The 17,264-nt window shown below is 57.4% G+C and carries 14 protein-coding genes; 11 read left to right on the top strand and 3 right to left on the bottom strand.

The window, feature by feature from the left end; translation table 11 throughout:
• Positions 1–13: 13 nt before the first annotated feature.
• The 3 genes from CS903_RS03940 (at position 14) to CS903_RS03930 (ending at position 3,051) form a co-directional block, all read left to right on the top strand.
• On the top strand, positions 14–1,354 hold the full coding sequence (locus CS903_RS03940) for an ABC transporter substrate-binding protein (protein WP_164996667.1): 1,341 nt from the start codon (positions 14–16) through the stop codon (positions 1,352–1,354).
• A gap of 92 nt (positions 1,355–1,446) precedes the next feature.
• Positions 1,447–2,412: an inorganic phosphate transporter gene (locus CS903_RS03935; protein WP_129587591.1), complete on the top strand. Its 966-nt coding sequence runs from the start codon at positions 1,447–1,449 to the stop codon at positions 2,410–2,412.
• Positions 2,413–2,421: 9 nt separating this feature from the next.
• Positions 2,422–3,051: a DUF47 domain-containing protein gene (locus CS903_RS03930; RefSeq protein WP_099332226.1), complete on the top strand. Its 630-nt coding sequence runs from the start codon at positions 2,422–2,424 to the stop codon at positions 3,049–3,051.
• Positions 3,052–3,059: 8 nt separating this feature from the next.
• On the opposite strand, the gene CS903_RS03925 is transcribed toward CS903_RS03930, so the two are convergent.
• The 3 genes from CS903_RS03925 to CS903_RS03915 all read right to left on the bottom strand — a co-directional run bounded on the left by CS903_RS03925 (position 3,060) and on the right by CS903_RS03915 (position 6,785).
• Positions 3,060–4,085, bottom strand: a complete 1,026-nt coding sequence (locus CS903_RS03925) for a LacI family DNA-binding transcriptional regulator (protein ID WP_242491742.1) — start codon at positions 4,083–4,085, stop codon at positions 3,060–3,062.
• A gap of 37 nt (positions 4,086–4,122) precedes the next feature.
• Entirely contained in the window at positions 4,123–5,022 is a 900-nt protein-coding gene (locus tag CS903_RS03920) for an HAD-IIA family hydrolase (protein WP_099332224.1), read from the bottom strand.
• Positions 5,023–5,222: 200 nt separating this feature from the next.
• The gene (locus CS903_RS03915) at positions 5,223–6,785 is read right to left on the bottom strand and encodes an MFS transporter (protein WP_207203739.1); all 1,563 of its coding nucleotides are present in this window, start codon (positions 6,783–6,785) and stop codon (positions 5,223–5,225) included.
• A 127-nt stretch (positions 6,786–6,912) separates the two neighbouring features.
• On the opposite strand from CS903_RS03915, the gene CS903_RS03910 reads away from it, so the two are divergent.
• The 8 genes from CS903_RS03910 to CS903_RS03875 all read left to right on the top strand — a co-directional run bounded on the left by CS903_RS03910 (position 6,913) and on the right by CS903_RS03875 (position 17,257).
• Positions 6,913–7,446 carry a TetR/AcrR family transcriptional regulator gene (locus CS903_RS03910; RefSeq protein WP_099332222.1) on the top strand — a complete coding sequence of 178 codons (534 nt, stop codon included), beginning with the start codon at positions 6,913–6,915 and terminating at the stop codon, positions 7,444–7,446.
• Positions 7,447–7,455: 9 nt separating this feature from the next.
• Complete coding sequence (locus CS903_RS03905) at positions 7,456–8,622, top strand: anhydro-N-acetylmuramic acid kinase (protein ID WP_099332221.1); 1,167 nt, start codon at positions 7,456–7,458, stop codon at positions 8,620–8,622.
• 29 nt (positions 8,623–8,651) lie between these two features.
• The gene (locus tag CS903_RS03900; RefSeq protein ID WP_099332220.1) at positions 8,652–9,644 is read left to right on the top strand and encodes a phosphotransferase family protein; all 993 of its coding nucleotides are present in this window, start codon (positions 8,652–8,654) and stop codon (positions 9,642–9,644) included.
• Positions 9,645–9,727: 83 nt separating this feature from the next.
• Positions 9,728–10,534 (top strand): HAD-IIA family hydrolase, encoded by an 807-nt coding sequence (locus tag CS903_RS03895; RefSeq protein ID WP_099332219.1) that lies wholly within the window; start codon positions 9,728–9,730, stop codon positions 10,532–10,534.
• A 237-nt stretch (positions 10,535–10,771) separates the two neighbouring features.
• Entirely contained in the window at positions 10,772–11,893 is a 1,122-nt protein-coding gene (gene wecB, locus CS903_RS03890; protein ID WP_099332218.1) for a non-hydrolyzing UDP-N-acetylglucosamine 2-epimerase, read from the top strand.
• A 43-nt stretch (positions 11,894–11,936) separates the two neighbouring features.
• Positions 11,937–13,199 carry a UDP-N-acetyl-D-mannosamine dehydrogenase gene (wecC, locus tag CS903_RS03885; protein ID WP_099332217.1) on the top strand — a complete coding sequence of 421 codons (1,263 nt, stop codon included), beginning with the start codon at positions 11,937–11,939 and terminating at the stop codon, positions 13,197–13,199.
• 453 nt (positions 13,200–13,652) lie between these two features.
• A complete protein-coding gene (locus CS903_RS03880) occupies positions 13,653–15,518 on the top strand; it encodes a glycosyltransferase family 4 protein (RefSeq protein ID WP_164996666.1) in 1,866 nt (621 codons plus the stop codon).
• Between the two features lie 416 nt (positions 15,519–15,934).
• Positions 15,935–17,257: a hypothetical protein gene (locus CS903_RS03875; protein WP_129587590.1), complete on the top strand. Its 1,323-nt coding sequence runs from the start codon at positions 15,935–15,937 to the stop codon at positions 17,255–17,257.
• Positions 17,258–17,264: the final 7 nt, after the last annotated feature.

The following is a 17,264-nucleotide window of genomic DNA, read 5'->3' as shown; positions in this document are numbered from 1 at the left end:
GAAGGTAACCAAAGTGAAGAGACTGGTCGCAGTCGCGGGAGCCGGGGCGATTGCCCTTGCTCTGTCCGCCTGTGGTCCAACGGTGGAGCGCAGCGACGACGAGGGTGCGGCATCGGGCGAGGAGCCCGCGGCCACGGGGGAGACTGATTGGTCAACGGTCGAACCAGCAGACCAGATCTCGTTCTGGAGCAACCACCCCAGTGGTTCGATCGACCTCGAAAAAGAGATCATCGCCAACTTTGAAGCAGAGACCGGGATCAAGGTTGATCTGGTAACCGCGGGTGCTAACTACAACGAGGTGTCTCAGAAGTTCCAGACTGCACAGGTATCGGGAGATGCTGGCGACCTGGTGGTCCTGTCAGACACCACCTGGTTCCCCGCCTACCTCAACGGCTCAATCACACCTTTGGATGAGATCCTTGAGGCCGCAGGCAATGACACCTCGACCTACCACGACTCGTTCTACGAAGACTACCTCTACGAAGGTTCGCACTACGCAGTCCCCTACGCACGCTCGACGATCCTGTTCTTCTACAACAAGGACCACTACGCTGCGGCAGGCGTAGCCGATGAGACACCCGCAACCTGGGATGACGTCAAGGAAGCTTCCCTCAAGATAAAGGATGCTGGCGTATCGGATACTCCTTTCGGTTACCCCTCTGACACCTACTTCCCCTCATGGACCATGTCGAACCTGGTCTGGGGCTACGGTGGCGACTGGTCTGATGGTTGGGATTTCTCAGCCGCGACCAGCGAAGCGACCGTTGCTGCCATGCAGTTCGCTCAGGACTCCATCACCGATGGGTGGGGCGCTGTCCTCAGTGGTGATCCCACCACCGACTTTTCCGCGGGCGCAGTCAGCCAGATTCTCGCTTCGACCGGTGGTCTCCGGGGCATCCTTGACACCGCTGACTTTGAGGTTGGCATCGGCTTCCTCCCAGGTGGCCCAGTTGAGACTGAAAAGGTAGTGCCCACCGGTGGTGCAGGCGTGGGTATTGCTTCCAACTCCACTCCGGAAAAGCAGCTGGCAGCAGCCATGTTTGCCACCTACCTGACGAACCCTGAGAACACCGCTTTCTTCTCGGGTGGAACAGGGTACCTGCCCGTGCAGAAGGACGCTGACATGAGCGCCGTCTACGCAGACAACCCCCAGTTTGAGATCGCCGTTGATGAGTTGCCGATGACGCGAAGCCAGAACTTTGCACGTGTGCTTGTTCCGGGCGGTGCCATGGTACTTGACCAGGGAATCATGAAGATCCTCGTCAACTCCGATGACGTTGTCACCACCCTGGAGGGGGTAGAGACAGAGCTTCAGAGCATCTTTGATCGAGATCTGAAAGCCACGGTCAACTAGTAACACCACCAAGTCTTGGCTCCCCGGCGTAGGCGTTCGACGCCTGGTAGGGGAGCCAAGCAAATTGCGAGAAAGAAAGGTGACAGAACTCAGTGAGTGCCCTATTGCTGTGTCTAGCAGTGGCCTTTGTCTTTCTCAACGGCAGAAACGACGGCGCGGCCCTAGCGGCGGTTCCCTTCCAAACTGCGCGGAAGCCACTGCTGGGGCAACTCCTGTTTCTGTGGATTGCAATCCCCATCGTTCCCTACTTCGGCCTCTGGACCGTTGCGGGTTCACTTCAAGAGATGCTGGACTTCGGTGGAGTGCAGGCAGGTGCGGCGGCGCAGTTAGCTTCGATCACGATTCTCTTCGCCACCCTGTTGACGGTGGGGGCCTCAATCGCGGCGCGGATTCCCACCTCCATTACCCTCGCCCTTGTCGGGGCCCTTACCGGAGTGGGCCTGGCAGATGGAAGCGGTATCGACACTCACCTTGTTCTTAGAGTCCTCGCGCTGGGGTTGGCGGCCCCGATTGTCTCAGCGGCGCTCTCATTCCTTCTGTCACACCTGCCCCTGCCCATTTCTTCTGCGAAGTCCCCTCACGCAGTACTGCAACTACTGCACCGCATCGCCTTTGGGGCAATCTCACTGGCCTACTCTGCCAATGACGGCCAGAAGATCCTGTTCACAATCGCCCTCGTTACCGCCGCCCCGGTCTCTGAGGCATCACGGAACCTCCCGGCAGGCCTCCTAGCCGCCGCCGTGTTTGCAGTGGGAACGGTTCTGGGCCTGCGAAGCTCGGGTCGCTTCGTGCGCCATGGCATCACGGCTACCTCATCCGTCGACCTGTTGTGGACAGAGGTGAGCACGGCTGCCACGGTGCTTGGCGGCGCGGCACTGGGAACACCCCTGTCCATGACACAGTCGATGACCGGGGGTCTTCTGGGGGTGGGGGTCCGACGGAGCCGCCGGGCTATCTACTGGAACGGGATCCTTCGGGTGTGTATCGCCTGGGTGTGGACACTCCCGATTTCTGTCCTGATCGCATTCCTTATCTCCAGTGTCCTTTCAGCTCTTTAGGAAGTCACCATGCCAAAAGTTAGTCGATGGTTCCGGTTCTGGTCTGGGCGTCAGCATGCGGTAAACGAGATGCTGATCAAACAGATCAACGTCGCCCTCGAAGCCACCGAGCTTGCCAACATGGTCTGCTCTCAGGAGGCGGATGCCCAGCGCTCCAGAAAGCCTATGCGATCCATTGAGCACGAGGGCGATGAGGCGCGAGCAACCCTGGTGGAACGCATTGATGCAGCACTAACGGTCCCGTTGGAGCGTGAGGACCTGTTCCGGGCCTCCAGGGCAATCGATGATGTGACAGACAACCTGAGGGACCTGGTGCGGGAGATGGCAAAGTGGGAGGTTCCATCCGGGGACTGGTCCAGGGATGCCCTGGCTCCAGCAGAGGCCGCACTGAAACACCTCCGCGCTTCCGTTGCAACCCGCGATGCCGAGCGCAGCCGCGAAGCCTGCATCTCGGCCCGCTACCAAGCTGGCCTGCTTCGCAGGAAATATCAGAATGGCCTGACCAGGGTCTTTTCCGACGAGCTGACCATGGACACCTTGAAGAAACGTGAGATCCTACGCCGGATCGACTCAATTGGATCTCGCCTCACCGAAGCATCAGACGTCCTCCTGGACGGGATGGTCAAACGATTCCTCTAGGTTCGTCGTCACAAAGATTTCGTTGATTCACGTACCTGTAGCGTGTGATCGACGAGGACATCGCCCTCAATAGAAGCTGTGCCCTCTATGAGGGCGATTAGTCCATCTACTGCCCCCTGGACAAGTGCATGTTTGTCGGGTGCGATCGTCGTGATGGTGGGGGTGGAGAACTGAGATTCGGATGTGTCGTCCCATCCGGATAGAAGGACATCGTCTGGGACACGGACTCCTGCTTCTCGAAGTGCCCGCAAGGTTCCGAAGGCAAGTAGGTCGTTCAGGGCAATGATGGCATCGGGCAGGGGATTGGTCCTGAGCCAACTCTTCACCGTCTCGTAAGCCCCTGCGCTTGTCCACGGTGACACATCGGCGTGCTCCCACCGCACCTGCTGCTTCTGCAGGCCAAGTTCCGCAAGCTCCAGTTCAAACCCCTGCTGGCGCAGTACGCCAGCACTAGAGGTCGCAGTGGTTTGCGTGGCTCCGAGCAGCAGGAAGCGTCGGGCCCCCTGGTCGTAGAGGTGACGGGTCACCTGGCGGGCCGCCCCGATGTTGTCCATGGCGAAGTGGGGATAGCGTGAGTCGCTGATTCTCTCGCCGAGTAGAACCAGTGGGGAATCAATGTTTAGGTCATCCAGTTCGCTGGCGGTGAGCTCGATGGGGGAGAGCAGCATGCCATCGATGAGGTTGGCGTGCAGGTCCCGCAGGACTTTTGCTTCGTGGTGGGCGCTGCCTTCGGTCTCTGCGACAAGGAGTTTGTACCCAGCCGCTGCCACGGACTTCTGCACCAGGTGCGAGATCTCCCCAAAATAGGACCACGAGAGATTCGGAACCGCGAGGGCGAGCGTTCCTGTCTTGCCAAGTCGAAGCCGTCGCGCGGCAATGTTGGGTCTGTAGTCGAGGTCTTCGACTGCCTGGAGGACAAGCCGCCTGGTGCGCTCCGAGACATGTGGATAGTTCCCCAGCACATTGGAGACAGTTCGCTGTGAGACTCCGGCTTTTTTCGCCACGTCAACCATGGATGGGCGTGCCCGTGTCATCGTCAGTCCTTTTGGTCTCTGCTCAAATCCGCTTTGACTAGTCTACGGTCAACCGAAGCATCTGGTCGGGTGTTAGGGTGGCGTCTTCCAGGGACCAACCGCTCTCCTCCCATACCTCACGGGGCACAAGCTGATCGATCCGCTCGATAACCAGGGTTGGCCGCTCGTCCTCGGGAAGTCCCAGGACATCTGCTTCCGATGAGTCCCCGGTGAGGGGCATTGCCGAGGCCGTCCCTGCGCCAATGGCCATGGCAATATCTGTTCCCAACCTGTCGCCGACCATGACGACTCGGTCGAGGGCGACATCAAGCCCGTCCAGTGCTGCTGCCAGCATGGCCGGGTTGGGCTTGCCGATGATCTCGGTGCATTGGGAGCCGGTGCAGGCCTCGATGGCAGCGATGATTGCTGCGCAGTCGGGTTCGCCCCGTCCTCCGGGAAACGGACAGTAGCGGTCGGGGTTGGTCCCTATTAGGATCGCCCGCTTGTGAAACCAAATGGCATCAAAGGCCGTCTGGAGTTTCATGTAGTCAAAGCCGCGATCGTAGGAGGCGATGACGACATCGATCTCGGATGGATCATCGCTAAGCGCAATGCCCTGGCTGGTCAGCTCTTCAATCAGGGGGGCTTCGGCGATCGGGTAGACCTTCGCGCCCGGATGGTTCCTCTTCAACCACCTGGAGGTGGCAACGACAGTTGTGATGATCTCGTGGGGGTGAGCCTCGAGTCCAAGCACGCTGAGTTTCTCCAGGTACTCAGAGGGCCCCTTGGTTGGGTTGTTCGAAAGGAAACGCACGGGGATCTTACGGTCCCTCAGTTCCTCAAGGAGGCGGCGTGCGCCGGGAAGAAGTTGATCGCCCAGGTAGATGGTTCCGTCGAGGTCGAAGATGTACGTGTCGTAGAAGGACCGGGCCCAGCTGGCCACCCCGGGAATGCCCATAGGTTTCACCCCACTGAAGATATTTTTATGATGCAACTAGCCTATCGATCTCGGGAGGTGAGTTACCGACCTACCTGTGAGTGTCCCTTCAACCGCACGGATGTTCAACCGATCCAACGGCCGTGAATGGGTGGGCAACCGGATAGAGAGATGCCCCGGATCCACCCGAGCAGGCGGGACCGGGGTCAATCTCAACTGGTTTAGCTGCTCACATCGATGCCGATCTCGACAGCCTCATCTACGCCGGCGGGTTGAGCCAGGAAGACCCAGGCCAAGACGCCCGCCGCTGCCATGATGATTGCCCCAACGGCCCCGATTGCGAGGACGCCCGAGTCAAAGGCTGCGAAGGCAGACTCCAGCAGGCTGGAACTCGCAGAGGCAGGGAGTTCAGAGGCAACGTTGACGGCGCCTCCCAGGGTCTGGCCAGCCTCCAGAGCCGCGGTGGGAGAGAGCCCGCCTGGTACCTGAACGTTGTGGGTGTAGAAAGCAACGGAGATCGAGCCCAGGATTGCTGTGCCGAGGACGGTTCCCACCTCGTAGGCAGTCTCTGAGATTGCCGAAGCCGCACCCGCCTTGTGAGCTGGGACCGCCGAGACAATGGCGTCGTTAGTGAGGGTCTCCGCGGCCCCGGTGCCCAGGGCGAGCACGCTGAAGATGACCGCAATGGTCACGGGAGTGGCACCGACGCCGAAGATCATCAGGCAGAGGTAGGCCACTGCGGCAAGCCAAGCCCCGACCGCGACGATTCGGTTGATGGGGTAGCGCCGCGCCAGTGGCACGACAGCCAGACCCGAGATCGCCATGACGATCGTGCCGGGCAGGAGCACCAGTCCGGCAAACAGCGGCTCCAGACCCTCAACCAGCTGGAGGTGCTGAGCGGAGTAGTAGAGGAAGCCGACCATTGCAAAGACAATCGCCAGGTTAGTGAGGACGGCTCCGGAGAAAGACTTCACCTTGAAGAGGTGCAGATCCAGCATCGGGTTGGAGGAAGTCAACTGTCGGCGCGCAAACCAGAGACCAGAGACGATCGCCACGGCAACCGCGGTTAACGCAGCGGCAGTGGCGCCTTCGGTAGCGATAGTTTTGATCGCATAGATGGCCGGGGCTAGCGTCAGCATCGACAAGACAACGTTGAGGATAGAGATTGGACCCGGGTTGGGGTCCTTCGACTCCGGCACGAACAGTGGCGTCAGGATCAGCATGGGTACCAGCAGCGGTAGGGCGAGCAGGAACACGGCGTGCCAGGTGAAGAACTGCAGCAGGACACCACCCAGGACTGGCCCCAGGGCAGCCCCGGCAGAGAAGCACGAGGCCCAGATCGCCAGTGCCAAGCGACGTTCGGAACGATCTGTGAACATGTTGCGGATCAGTGCCACGGTTGAGGGCATCAGCATCGCGCCGAAGAACCCGAGCAGGATGCGGATCGCCACCAGCGCCTCGCCACTTGGGGCAAAGGCCGCGGCCGCCGACACCAGCGCGAAACCAGCCCCACCTATCAGCAGCATCTTGCGACGCCCGAACCGGTCAGCGAAACTACCCATCGTCACCAACAGGCCCGCCAGGACAAGGGAGTAAGCGTCAATAATCCACAGCAGCAGGGTCCCACTGGTTGCGAAGTCACGCGAAATCTGGGGCAGCGCCAGGTTGACGACGGTTCCGTCAATCGAAACCAAGAGCACGGGCAGCATGAGGACGGCCAGGCCGATCCACTTCCCGGACTCACGCTTCTCCACCTGGGGGGTCGGGGCTGTTGTGACGCTCAATGTTCTCATTCTTCTTTTTCGAGGGGACACGCTCAGGTCGAGTCGGTCCCCACCCAGGTTGGAACTATACCGACCGGACGGTATAGTAACAATCTCCTGTGGCCCACAGCGCGGTTAGGATCGTCACATGACTTCGACCAGGGAACGCCTCCTCGACGCCTACGAGGCGCTTATCGACTCAGTGGGAGAGAGGCGTGCCTCCCTCGACGCGGTCGCCAGGGCAGCCGGCACCTCCAAAGGTGGTCTGCTCTACCATTTCCCCAGCAAGGCAGCACTGGTGACAGGGGTGTGCGACCGGCTCGAAAACCTTGTTAGAGCAGACATCGAGGTGATGCGGACTGCACCGGAAGGCGCGGCCCGGTACTACGTGCGCACCTCCCGCAAAGCCGGCACCGCCCTCGACACCAGCCTGCTTGCCATCACCCGCCTGCAGGACGCGGGATACCCGGAGGCGCACCGCGTTGCTCGCCAGGTTGACGAGGAATGGCTGGACGCCCTCAGCGAGCAGATCCCAGACCCGGCCACCGCCTACGTCGTCAAGTTGATCGGCGATGGCGCCTACTACGAGTCCCTACGTGGCGACTCCGATGCACCACCGCGAAAACGCCCCACCACCGACGACATTCTTTCCGTGGTTGACCGACTAACGACACGACAGTAAGTAGCACCGATGCGCATCCTGGGTCTCATGTCCGGCACCTCCCACGACGGGGTGGACGCCGCTGTCGTTGACTTCAATGCTGAGGGCGAGCACCTTCGCGGCACCCTAGTCTGGTCAACGCTTGTGCCCTACCCCGACCAGCTGCGCCAACGTCTCCAGGACGCCCTTCCCCCAGCCGAGGTGTCCCTTAGGGAAGTGGCCGCCCTCGACTCTCTAATCGGGCAGCACTTCGCCAAGGTGCCACAACTCGCTAACGAAGGGTCTGGCGGATACGACGCGGTCTGCTCCCACGGCCAGACCATGTACCACTGGGTCGAGGACGGAGTGGCGCTAGGTTCACTTCAACTGGGAGCACCGGCCTGGATCGCTGAGGCCTGCGGCAAACCAGTGGTAGCAAACTTCCGGCTGCGGGACATTGCTGCCGGGGGCCAGGGAGCCCCGCTTGTACCCCTGCTCGACCAGCTACTCCTCGCCGGGCTGCCCGGTCGCAACGGCGCCCTCAACCTCGGGGGCATCGCCAACGTCACGATTATCGGTGGTAGTGGGGGCGTAGAAGCCTTCGACATTGGCCCCGCCAACGCCCTCATCGACGCGGTGATTCAGGACCGGGGGCTCAACAGGCTTGGCTATGACGCGGGCGGCACGCTTGCGGCCAGCGGAACAGTTGATGAAGAGCTGCTCTCAAATATGAAAGCCGACCCCTACTTCTCCGCACCACTACCCAAGAGCACGGGTAAAGAACACTTCAACCTCGACTTTGTGACCGCCCATCTTCGGACACTCGGCCGGTCGATCTCTCAGGAGGATCTGATCGCGACCCTCACGGAACTGACCGCCGTCACGGTTGCGGAGGAGATCAGTCGCTACGACCTCACCACACTGGTTGTCTCCGGGGGAGGGTTCCACAACCCAGTCCTCATGGACTCACTGTGCCAACGGATGAAAGAAAGTGGAACTGACGTTGTCTCGTCAGATTGCCTGAATGCGCCTGTTGACGACAAGGAGGCGATCCTTTGCGCCCTCATCGGCTGGTTCACCCTGCACGGCCTGCCCGCTGGAGTGCCGTCGGTGACCGGCGCGAGGGCGCCGCGCATCCTCGGGGACATCACCCCGGGGTCCGGACCACTCATGCTTCCAAGCCCGGTCCCAAGAATCAGCGCGCTGACGCTGTCTTAGCTGCAAGAGCCATCAAACCGGAGCACCACATGGAATCAATCACCAAGAACCGCCAGACCCCCGAGGTACTGCGCGCCCTCATTGCGCGCGCCTACGGCCCCGAGCAGGTTCCCCTGGCTGATGATTTCGCAACAGAGATGACCGAGGGCTGGTTCAACGTTCTCTATCGCATCACCTTGCGCAATGGCGCCCAGGTAGTTCTCAAGATTGCCCCGCCGGCTGATATCCCTGTCCTTACCCGTGAGGTGCAAATGATGCGGGCCGAACTAGAAGCCATGCGCCTGGTTTCAACCCTGACGGATGTCCCGGTGCCGCGAGTCTACTATGCGGACCTCAGTCACGATATCGTCGACGCCGACCTCTTCTTCATGGAGTACATAGATGCCGACAACTTCGGCTTCTCGATTGACGCGGGTCTGATTCCCGAGGACGTCGAAGCCGAAGCGATGCGCGAACTGGGTGAACTCAACGCTCAGATCAACACTGTGACTGGACCGAACTTTGGCCCCCTCCTTGGGGAGGGCTCACCGACCTGGCGTGAGGCCTTCACCGGGATGGTTGAGGAAACACTGGTAGATGGGGAGAAGGTCGGCATCGACCTCGGCTGGCCCCACGAGCAGTTTCGCCACGTTCTAGAAGAGAACGCCGCGGCCCTCGATGAGGTGACTGTTCCGCAGTTGATTGAGGTGGACCTCTGGGCAAAGAACTCCCTGATTAGGGACGGAAAGATCGTTGCCGTTCTCGACCACGAACGCGCCATCTATGGCGATCCACTGATGGAGGCCGAACTGCTTGGCATCGACGTACCAGCCATCAAGGATCCCAGTGCGTTCATGGAGGGATTTGGGATCAGCGAACTGACTCAAAACCAGCGGGTACGGCGCCGTCTCTACACCCTCTACCTAGCCCTGATCATGACCGTCGAGACCAAGTATCGCGGTCACACGGACACCGTGATCTACGACCAGGGGCGCGGCCTTATCGACGATCTCATGGCCCAGTTCGGCCAAACCCGGAATTAGCAGAACCAGGCAGCTAAAGTTCTAATCAACCTGCGCGGTGCTTTCAACTGCTGCATCGAGCGAATGAACCAAGGAGAGAAGCAATGAAACCAGACCGCTGGTACAAGGCCTACTTTTTCGATATCGACGGCACTCTCGCCCTTGGCGATGAGGTTATCCCCGGTGCGATTGAGGCACTTGAGGCGCTACGCCGCGAGAAGGTAATCGTTCGCTTCCTCTCTAATGAGTCGACCTCTGATCGCCTCGGTCACCTCCGACGTCTCCGTCACCTCGGTTTTGAGGTTTCCGAGGAAGAGATACTCACAACCATCGAAGCCACCTGCGCCTGGCTTGCCCTGAACTATCCGAGCGCGGTTGTTTACCCCATGGGCGCCCCCGATCTAACCAAAGCCCTGCAGAAAAACCAGATTTCGGTTAGCCAGGACCCGAAGGAAATCGACATCGTCCTCGCCTCCTGCGATCACCACTTCGACTACAAAGACATCCAAATCGCCTTTGATGCCATCAAGACTTACAAGCGCGCCTTCCTGATCGCGACCAACCCGGATCGTCACGGACCGCTACCGGATGGGGGAGGTAACCCAGACACGGGCTTTGTCATTGCTGCGATTGAGGCTTCCACCGGCGCGCAGTGTCAGTTCGTGATGGGTAAGCCCAACCCGCAGATGATGCTTGCGGCCCTGGCCCAGGCCATGGTTGCTCCCGAGGACGCCCTCATGGTTGGGGACACCTTTGAGACCGACATTGCCGTGGCTCACAATGCTGGTGCTCCTGCCGCCCTGGTGTTGACGGGCGACTCAACAGTCGATGATGCAATGAAGGCCGGCCCAGACACCCGGCCCACATGGGTTATTGAGTCACTGCTGGACCTAATCCCCACCGGGGCATAGCTGAAGCGGCAAACACCGGGCGCCCTTTTCGCGAGGGCGTGACCTTTCGCACGTTCACCAAACGACAACTCCCGCGTCGCCATAGCAGTTCAGTTGCTAGAAATCCCTGTGACCTAGTGGTCACCTCAGACAAAGGGAAAGGCGAAATCAAGTCGTTATGATTGAAAAGTTCTCGGAGTAAAATACCCAGCGGTCGGTCGTGCGACAAGCGCATAGCGTCAGATTTAGGTGATTTGAATGGCGAAAGCCAAAGTTCTGCTCGTGTTTGGGACCCGTCCCGAAGCAATCAAGATGTGCCCACTCGTTAAGGAGTTGCAGGGCCGTCCAGATGATTTCGAGACAGTGGTTTGTGTGACCGGTCAGCACCGAGAAATGCTTCAGCAGGTTCTGCAGGCATTTGATGTAGTCCCAGACTATGACCTCGATATTATGAAGGCCGGGCAAACGCTGGCCGGAGTAACTGGGGATGTCCTGGCCAAATTCTCGCCCGTGCTTGAGGCAGAGAAGCCTGACTATGTTCTTGTCCACGGTGATACAACCACGGCGTTCGCTGCCGGTTTGGCTGCGTTCTACATGCAGATCCCCGTGGCGCACGTAGAAGCCGGACTGCGTACTTGGGACATGGCATCGCCCTTCCCTGAAGAGTTCAACCGCCAAACAATCGATTTGGTAGCAGAAACCTACTTTGCGCCAACAGAAACAGCGCGCCAGCACCTTCTTGAGGAAGGCAAGCCTGCTGACCACATCTTCGTCACGGGTAACACAGGCATCGATGCCCTACGTACCACGGTCCGCGATGACTTCAGCAACGAGTGGACGGACTGGGCAGAGGGCTCGCGACTTGTTCTTGTTACTGCGCACCGTCGCGAGAACATTGGCAAGCCCATGGAGAACATCTTCCGCGCTCTGCGCAGGGTTGTGGATGAAAACCCGGACGTCAAGGCTCTTTACCCAATACACATGAACCCCAAGGTTCGGGAGATTGCCAGTGAGGTTCTTGATGGTGAAGACCGAATCCGCATCATTGAACCCATGGAGGTCCTTGAGTTCCACAACATGATGAATGCTAGCCACCTCATCCTCACTGATAGTGGCGGAATCCAAGAGGAAGCCCCCTCACTCGGTAAGCCGGTCCTCGTGGCTCGAACCACAACTGAGCGTCCGGAGGGAATCGAGGCCGGAACACTCCGCCTAGTCGGCACGAACGAGGATTCACTGTTTGAAGCTCTGTCCTCACTCCTTAGCGATTCTGCCGAGTACGAGGCCATGGCACACGCAGCCAATCCCTATGGCGATGGATTTGCGAGCCGCCGAATCGCTGATCAGCTGGCGCTCTCAGCAAAAACAGCAAAAAAATAGTCTAAACATCACCGCCTCAGGGCAGGGAAGGTAGAAACACGGCATGGTTGAAACGGCATCTGGGTCTAATGGAACCGTCACGGTAGTTGGTCTCGGCTACATCGGCCTACCCACGGCGGTTGTGTTAGCCGACAATGGATGGCAGGTTACCGGTGTAGACATCTCAGACCGCACGGTGGAGATGGTTAACCGAGGAGAGCTTCCTTTCGTTGAAGAGGGCATGGATGTCGCCCTAGCTGAGGCGGTGCGGTCAGGACGCCTCAAGGCTCGGAAAGATACCCCGAAGTCAGATATTTTCATCGTTTCGGTTCCCACCCCATTCAAGGGTGACCATGAAGCTGACCTGTCCTACATCGACGCTGCAGTTGACGGCATCGCACCGCAACTTGTCGGGGATGAGCTGATCGTCCTTGAGTCGACCTCTCCTCCCGGTGCGACCGAGCACATGGCTGATCGAGTACTTGCTGCGAGACCTGATCTGTCCGCAGACGGCTCCAATGGGCGCCCAGTAATCCACTTCGCCCATGCTCCCGAGCGGGTACTCCCCGGACGCATCATGATTGAGATGACCGCAAACGACCGTGTAATCGGTGGTCTCACCCCTGAAGCCGGAATCAAAGCCAAGGAAGTCTACGAGACTTTCTGCAATGGCGAAGTCAGTGTCACGGACGCCAAGACAGCTGAGATGGCGAAGCTTACGGAGAATGCCTTCCGCGATGTCAACATTGCATTCGCCAACGAGTTGTCTCTAATCGCAGACAAGATGGGCATTGATGTTTGGGAGCTAATCGAGCTTGCCAACAAGCACCCCCGCGTTAACATCCTCAGCCCTGGCCCCGGAGTCGGAGGACACTGCATTGCCGTTGATCCTTGGTTCATCGTTTCGTCGGACCGCGAGAACTCTAACCTTGTCCGCACTGCCCGAGAGGTCAACGACGGGAAGCCTGCATGGGTCATCAGCAAAGTCGAAGAAGCCATGAAGACAGCGGGCCCAGAAGCAAGCGTCGCCCTTCTCGGTCTCGCATTCAAACCGAACATTGATGACTTGCGTGAGTCACCAGCAATGAACATCGCGATCGATCTCGTCTCTGCGCATCCCGACCGCACCTTCTACATCTCGGAACCCTTCATCGAAGAACTTCCCGCGAAGCTGGCAAACTTCAAGAACGTTGTGTTTGCTTCACCTGAGGATGCCATTAAAGCTGAAGTGGTTGTCTTACTAGTTGATCATGATCCGTTCATAGACCTTGATCAGAGTCTTTTTTCCTCCAAGTTTGTAATTGACACGCGTGGAGTGTGGCGTTAATCAGTAGTTCCGGCTGATTCCTTCGGGAGTGGGCTCTTTCAGAGAGAATCTCGTGGTGGGAGCACCTTGAGTGGCATATCACGATCAATCCAGAAAAAGACGCACTGGTGAGACACCGCAATGTAGCTCGCTAGTGTGTGCCAAGTAGAAGAGTTAATCTGAATGCGAAATTATCTTAGGTCGGCAAGCTTGCGTGCATCGGCTCGGTCCCTCAAGTTAAGGATGGGGACGCTTGGTGGCCAAGAAGTCCGGACTGCTGAACTTGAAGCCAGCAGATTGTGGAAGGCTGGTAACCGAGGTGAAGCGCTTGACATCTATCGGAGACTTGCCGGTACAGGGCGACCGAATGCCCGCTTATGGCTAAACCTTGCGCAGAAGCTCATTCAAGAGGGACGAAGCCGAGAAGCAGTTCTCGCTTTGCAAGTTTGCCTAGACATTGACCCAACCAATGTTATGGCGCTCGAAATGGTGGAGGAGAGTATCTTCCACCTTGAGCTGAAGCATTTGTCCTTTTTGAAACTTCTCCAAAAGGCTGCGGACAACGTTTCGGAACGCAGTGCCAATGAAGCGGAACTCTATGATTTCTTCGCATCGCGCGGGTTCGAACCAGGCCTCGCTGCACTCGGAAGCTCAACGAACCCAAGAGTACGGTTTCTTATGTTGCTCGAGGACATGTCTGGGTCTGAGGTCGAAAACTATCTGGAAACATGTGAACGTCCTTCAGACGAACTGGTGACAGCCGCTTTTCAGCGCCATCTTGCGCATTCCGCTATTACTCCAATGTTGAAGCTCATTGACAGCTATGGAGTCGCACTTATACCCGAAGATAGCCTGCGGAGAGCTGCCCGCAAGGCTCTTCGCAGGGGGAAGGTGAAGCAGGCAACAACACTTCTTGAGCTTTACATTGCATTGAGACCGGGAGATGCCTGGGCCGCAGGAAAGCTTGCTGAGTCACGTCGTGAGCTTCTCCAAGACTCAGGGATTCGCTCACCTTACCAACTCAGACGCCGTGGTTTCCCAGTTCCTAGATTGAGGCCAGTCGCAAAGTACGATCCATTAGAGAGCCGTGTTTTTTATCTGCTACATAATGCATTGCCCCACAACTCCGCGGGGTATGCGACGCGTACTCACGGGATCCTAAGCAGTCTGAGAGAAAAAGGATGGGATGTTCAAGGCGTGACTCGCCTCGGTTACCCGTTTGATATGCCGGGCGGGGATAAGTACGAGAGCCTACCTGAGACTGAAATGGTAGACGGTGTCCCATACCATCACTTGTCAACTTCTCCGGAAGTTCCTTTGAAGAGGCCTTTACAGGTATACATAAAGAAGTACGTCGCTGCTGTTAAGCAGCTTGCAGAGACCGAGCGTCCTTTTGTTATTCATGGGGCTTCAAACCATTGGAATGGACTCGCGGCCGTTATTGCAGCTCGAGAGCTCGGAATTCCATCCATTTATGAAGTGAGAGGTCTTTGGGAAGTCACTCGCGGATCTCGTAACCCTGAGTGGGCGGCTGGAGGCATGTATAAGTTCATTGCCGCAATGGAGCGTGACGCGGCGAAAAATGCCGACCGAGTTATCACTATTACCCAAGCGCTCGCTGACGAGTTGATTGAACGCGGAGTAAAACCCGAACGAATTACGATAGTACCTAATGGAGTAAACGTGGAAAGGTTCGTGCCGGCCGTGCGAAATGAGCAACTGGCAGCTGACCTCGGGCTCCAAGGCAAGCGTGTTATTGGATACGTTGGTTCCATCCTCGATTATGAAGGGATCGACCTATTACTAGATGCTGCAGAAATGCTGAAGCAGAAACGCGACGACTTTGCAGTACTTATCGTGGGAGATGGTGCTGAACGTGAGGAACTCGAGGAAACAGCAACGCGACGCGGCCTAGAAGACGTAGTTCGATTTACCGGTCGAGTGCCTCACGAAGAAGTCGAGTCGTACTACTCATTGGTGGATATTGCACCGTTCCCGCGTCATGCTTTACCTGTATGTGAAATGGTTTCGCCACTGAAACCACTGGAAGCAATGTCGATGGGCAAGGCAGTTCTCGGGTCAGATGTTCGTGCAATAGCGGAGATGATTACACCTGGTGAAACTGGGTTACTTCACGAGAAGGACAATCTTCAGTCGTTGGTTGAACAGCTGGAAATTCTCCTAGACGATGACGATTTGCGTGACCAGCTGGCCAAAAACGCTCGCAAGTGGGTTATCTCCGAACGTACTTGGCCGGATCTGACTGATGCGGTTGATCAAATATATCGTGAGCTCGGCGGTACTCCGGGTTCAGCCGAACTCTTGAGGTCTTTCTACTAAATGCCCAGGATGTCCATTCGAACTGAAACTTGAGCCCACGGATCCGCTAGGGCACCTGATTCGCAGACTTGGCGCAAAGCTACGTTGATGATGAAGCCAAGAAACTAGATGAATGAGATCTTTTGAAACGACGACCTGTAGATTTTCTGCGCTCTAGGTAAAAGACCCTAAGTTGGGTTGGCTGTTGCTTAGGGAGCGTCAACCACCAGATGGTTCTCATGCGTGCAGCATCATGGTTACATAGAATCTCTATATCGTGAGGCATAAGGTCTACTGCTGCTTGCTTCCTATGTAGAAAGGGGCCCACTTCCATGGGGTCTAAAACCACCACTCTCTGGCCATTCGGTTGGTTACTTGCCAAGGATAAACTGCGTTTTCCCCAAGGATGGCAGAGTGGGCGTTTAGGTAAGTGGCACATGGCTTGGAACACACATACCCCGGTGGCTGTTAGTCACAGATCAACATGTGCAATTATCGGGACAGCAGTGGACCCGAGGTTTCCGGAGCATGGAGAGGAACTAATCGTCGAAAGTCTCTCATCGAGTTCGACTGATGAGGCGCAAGCCATTCTTGACCGTTTGATCGGCAGATATGCGGTCGTGTTCGAGTCTCAGGAGGAGGGAGTTCGAGTCCAGCAAGACGCATTGGGTCTGCGGGCTGTGTACTACAGCGATCAGCAGTACAACCCTGTTGTTGGATCGCATATGGTGCTTGTTGCCGGGCAGGTACATGCTCCGGTCAATCAGTTTGGGGCGCCCGGATATCTTGCCGAGGCGAATGAGACTACGTATCCGGGGCGTAGTACGGGACGTTTGGGTGTACTGCGTCTAACGCCGAACTGTGAGCTACTTGGGGAGTCCCAGAAGATCAAGCGAGTTTTTCCACGCACTCAACGAGTAGAGATTTCAGCTGTCGAAGCCGCAGCCTTCACGAAGAATCGAGTCTCTCAATTGCTAAAGGCATTGCAAGCTCGCCGCGTAAGGCTCTTGGTATCAGTTACAGGCGGTCTTGACTCTCGAGTTACTACGTCTCTGATTGAGGAGCGAGCGTCGGCAACATACTTTACGTATGAAGTGTTATTCCGACCCAAAAACCGCGCTGACAAACATGATGTCGGGACGGCCACTGAAATTGCTCAAAGGCTGGGACTAGATTACAGGGTCATTAAGCTGGAGAGTAGAGAAGTCGATCCTTCATTGGAGCGAGATATGGTGGGAAACTGGCCGCTGCAGCATTCTCGGGCTCTGGCGCAGGCATATCGGAGCGAACTACCCCCTGGGGTGCACATTCGCTCTAATGGATTTGAGGTAGGTTCCTCTTACTGGAGGAGGCACGGGTTTGGAGATAATGAGCTCAACGCCCGAGAGATGCGGCGTATTGCCAGCTCAAAACGGGGGAAATCACACGCCTCTTTAGACAGTTTTTCGGAGTACATCAATGCGAGTGCGTTCACGCGGGTAGAGGAGCTAGGTTACGACCCGTACGACTTCTTTTATTGGGAGATACGTATGGGGTCTTGGCTTGCGACCGCTTTGCACGAAAGCGATATAGCGCATGAGACTGTAATCCTTATTAACTCGCGCGAGATATTAGATACGCTGCTAAGTGTTCCTTACGCAGACCGCGTAGAAGATGCTGTCTCGAAAATACTCCTGGAACAAGGTGATGTGGAACTCACTGAAATCCCTGTAAATGGTGTTCCGTACACGATGTACGCGGCATCCCGAGGGGCTAGTTAACCGGTGA

The organism is Actinomyces minihominis, assembly GCF_900187855.1.
Taxonomy (GTDB): domain Bacteria; phylum Actinomycetota; class Actinomycetes; order Actinomycetales; family Actinomycetaceae; genus Scrofimicrobium; species Scrofimicrobium minihominis.
The sequence above is the reverse complement of the archived record's forward strand: the minus strand, read 5'-3'. Positions and strand labels throughout refer to the sequence as shown.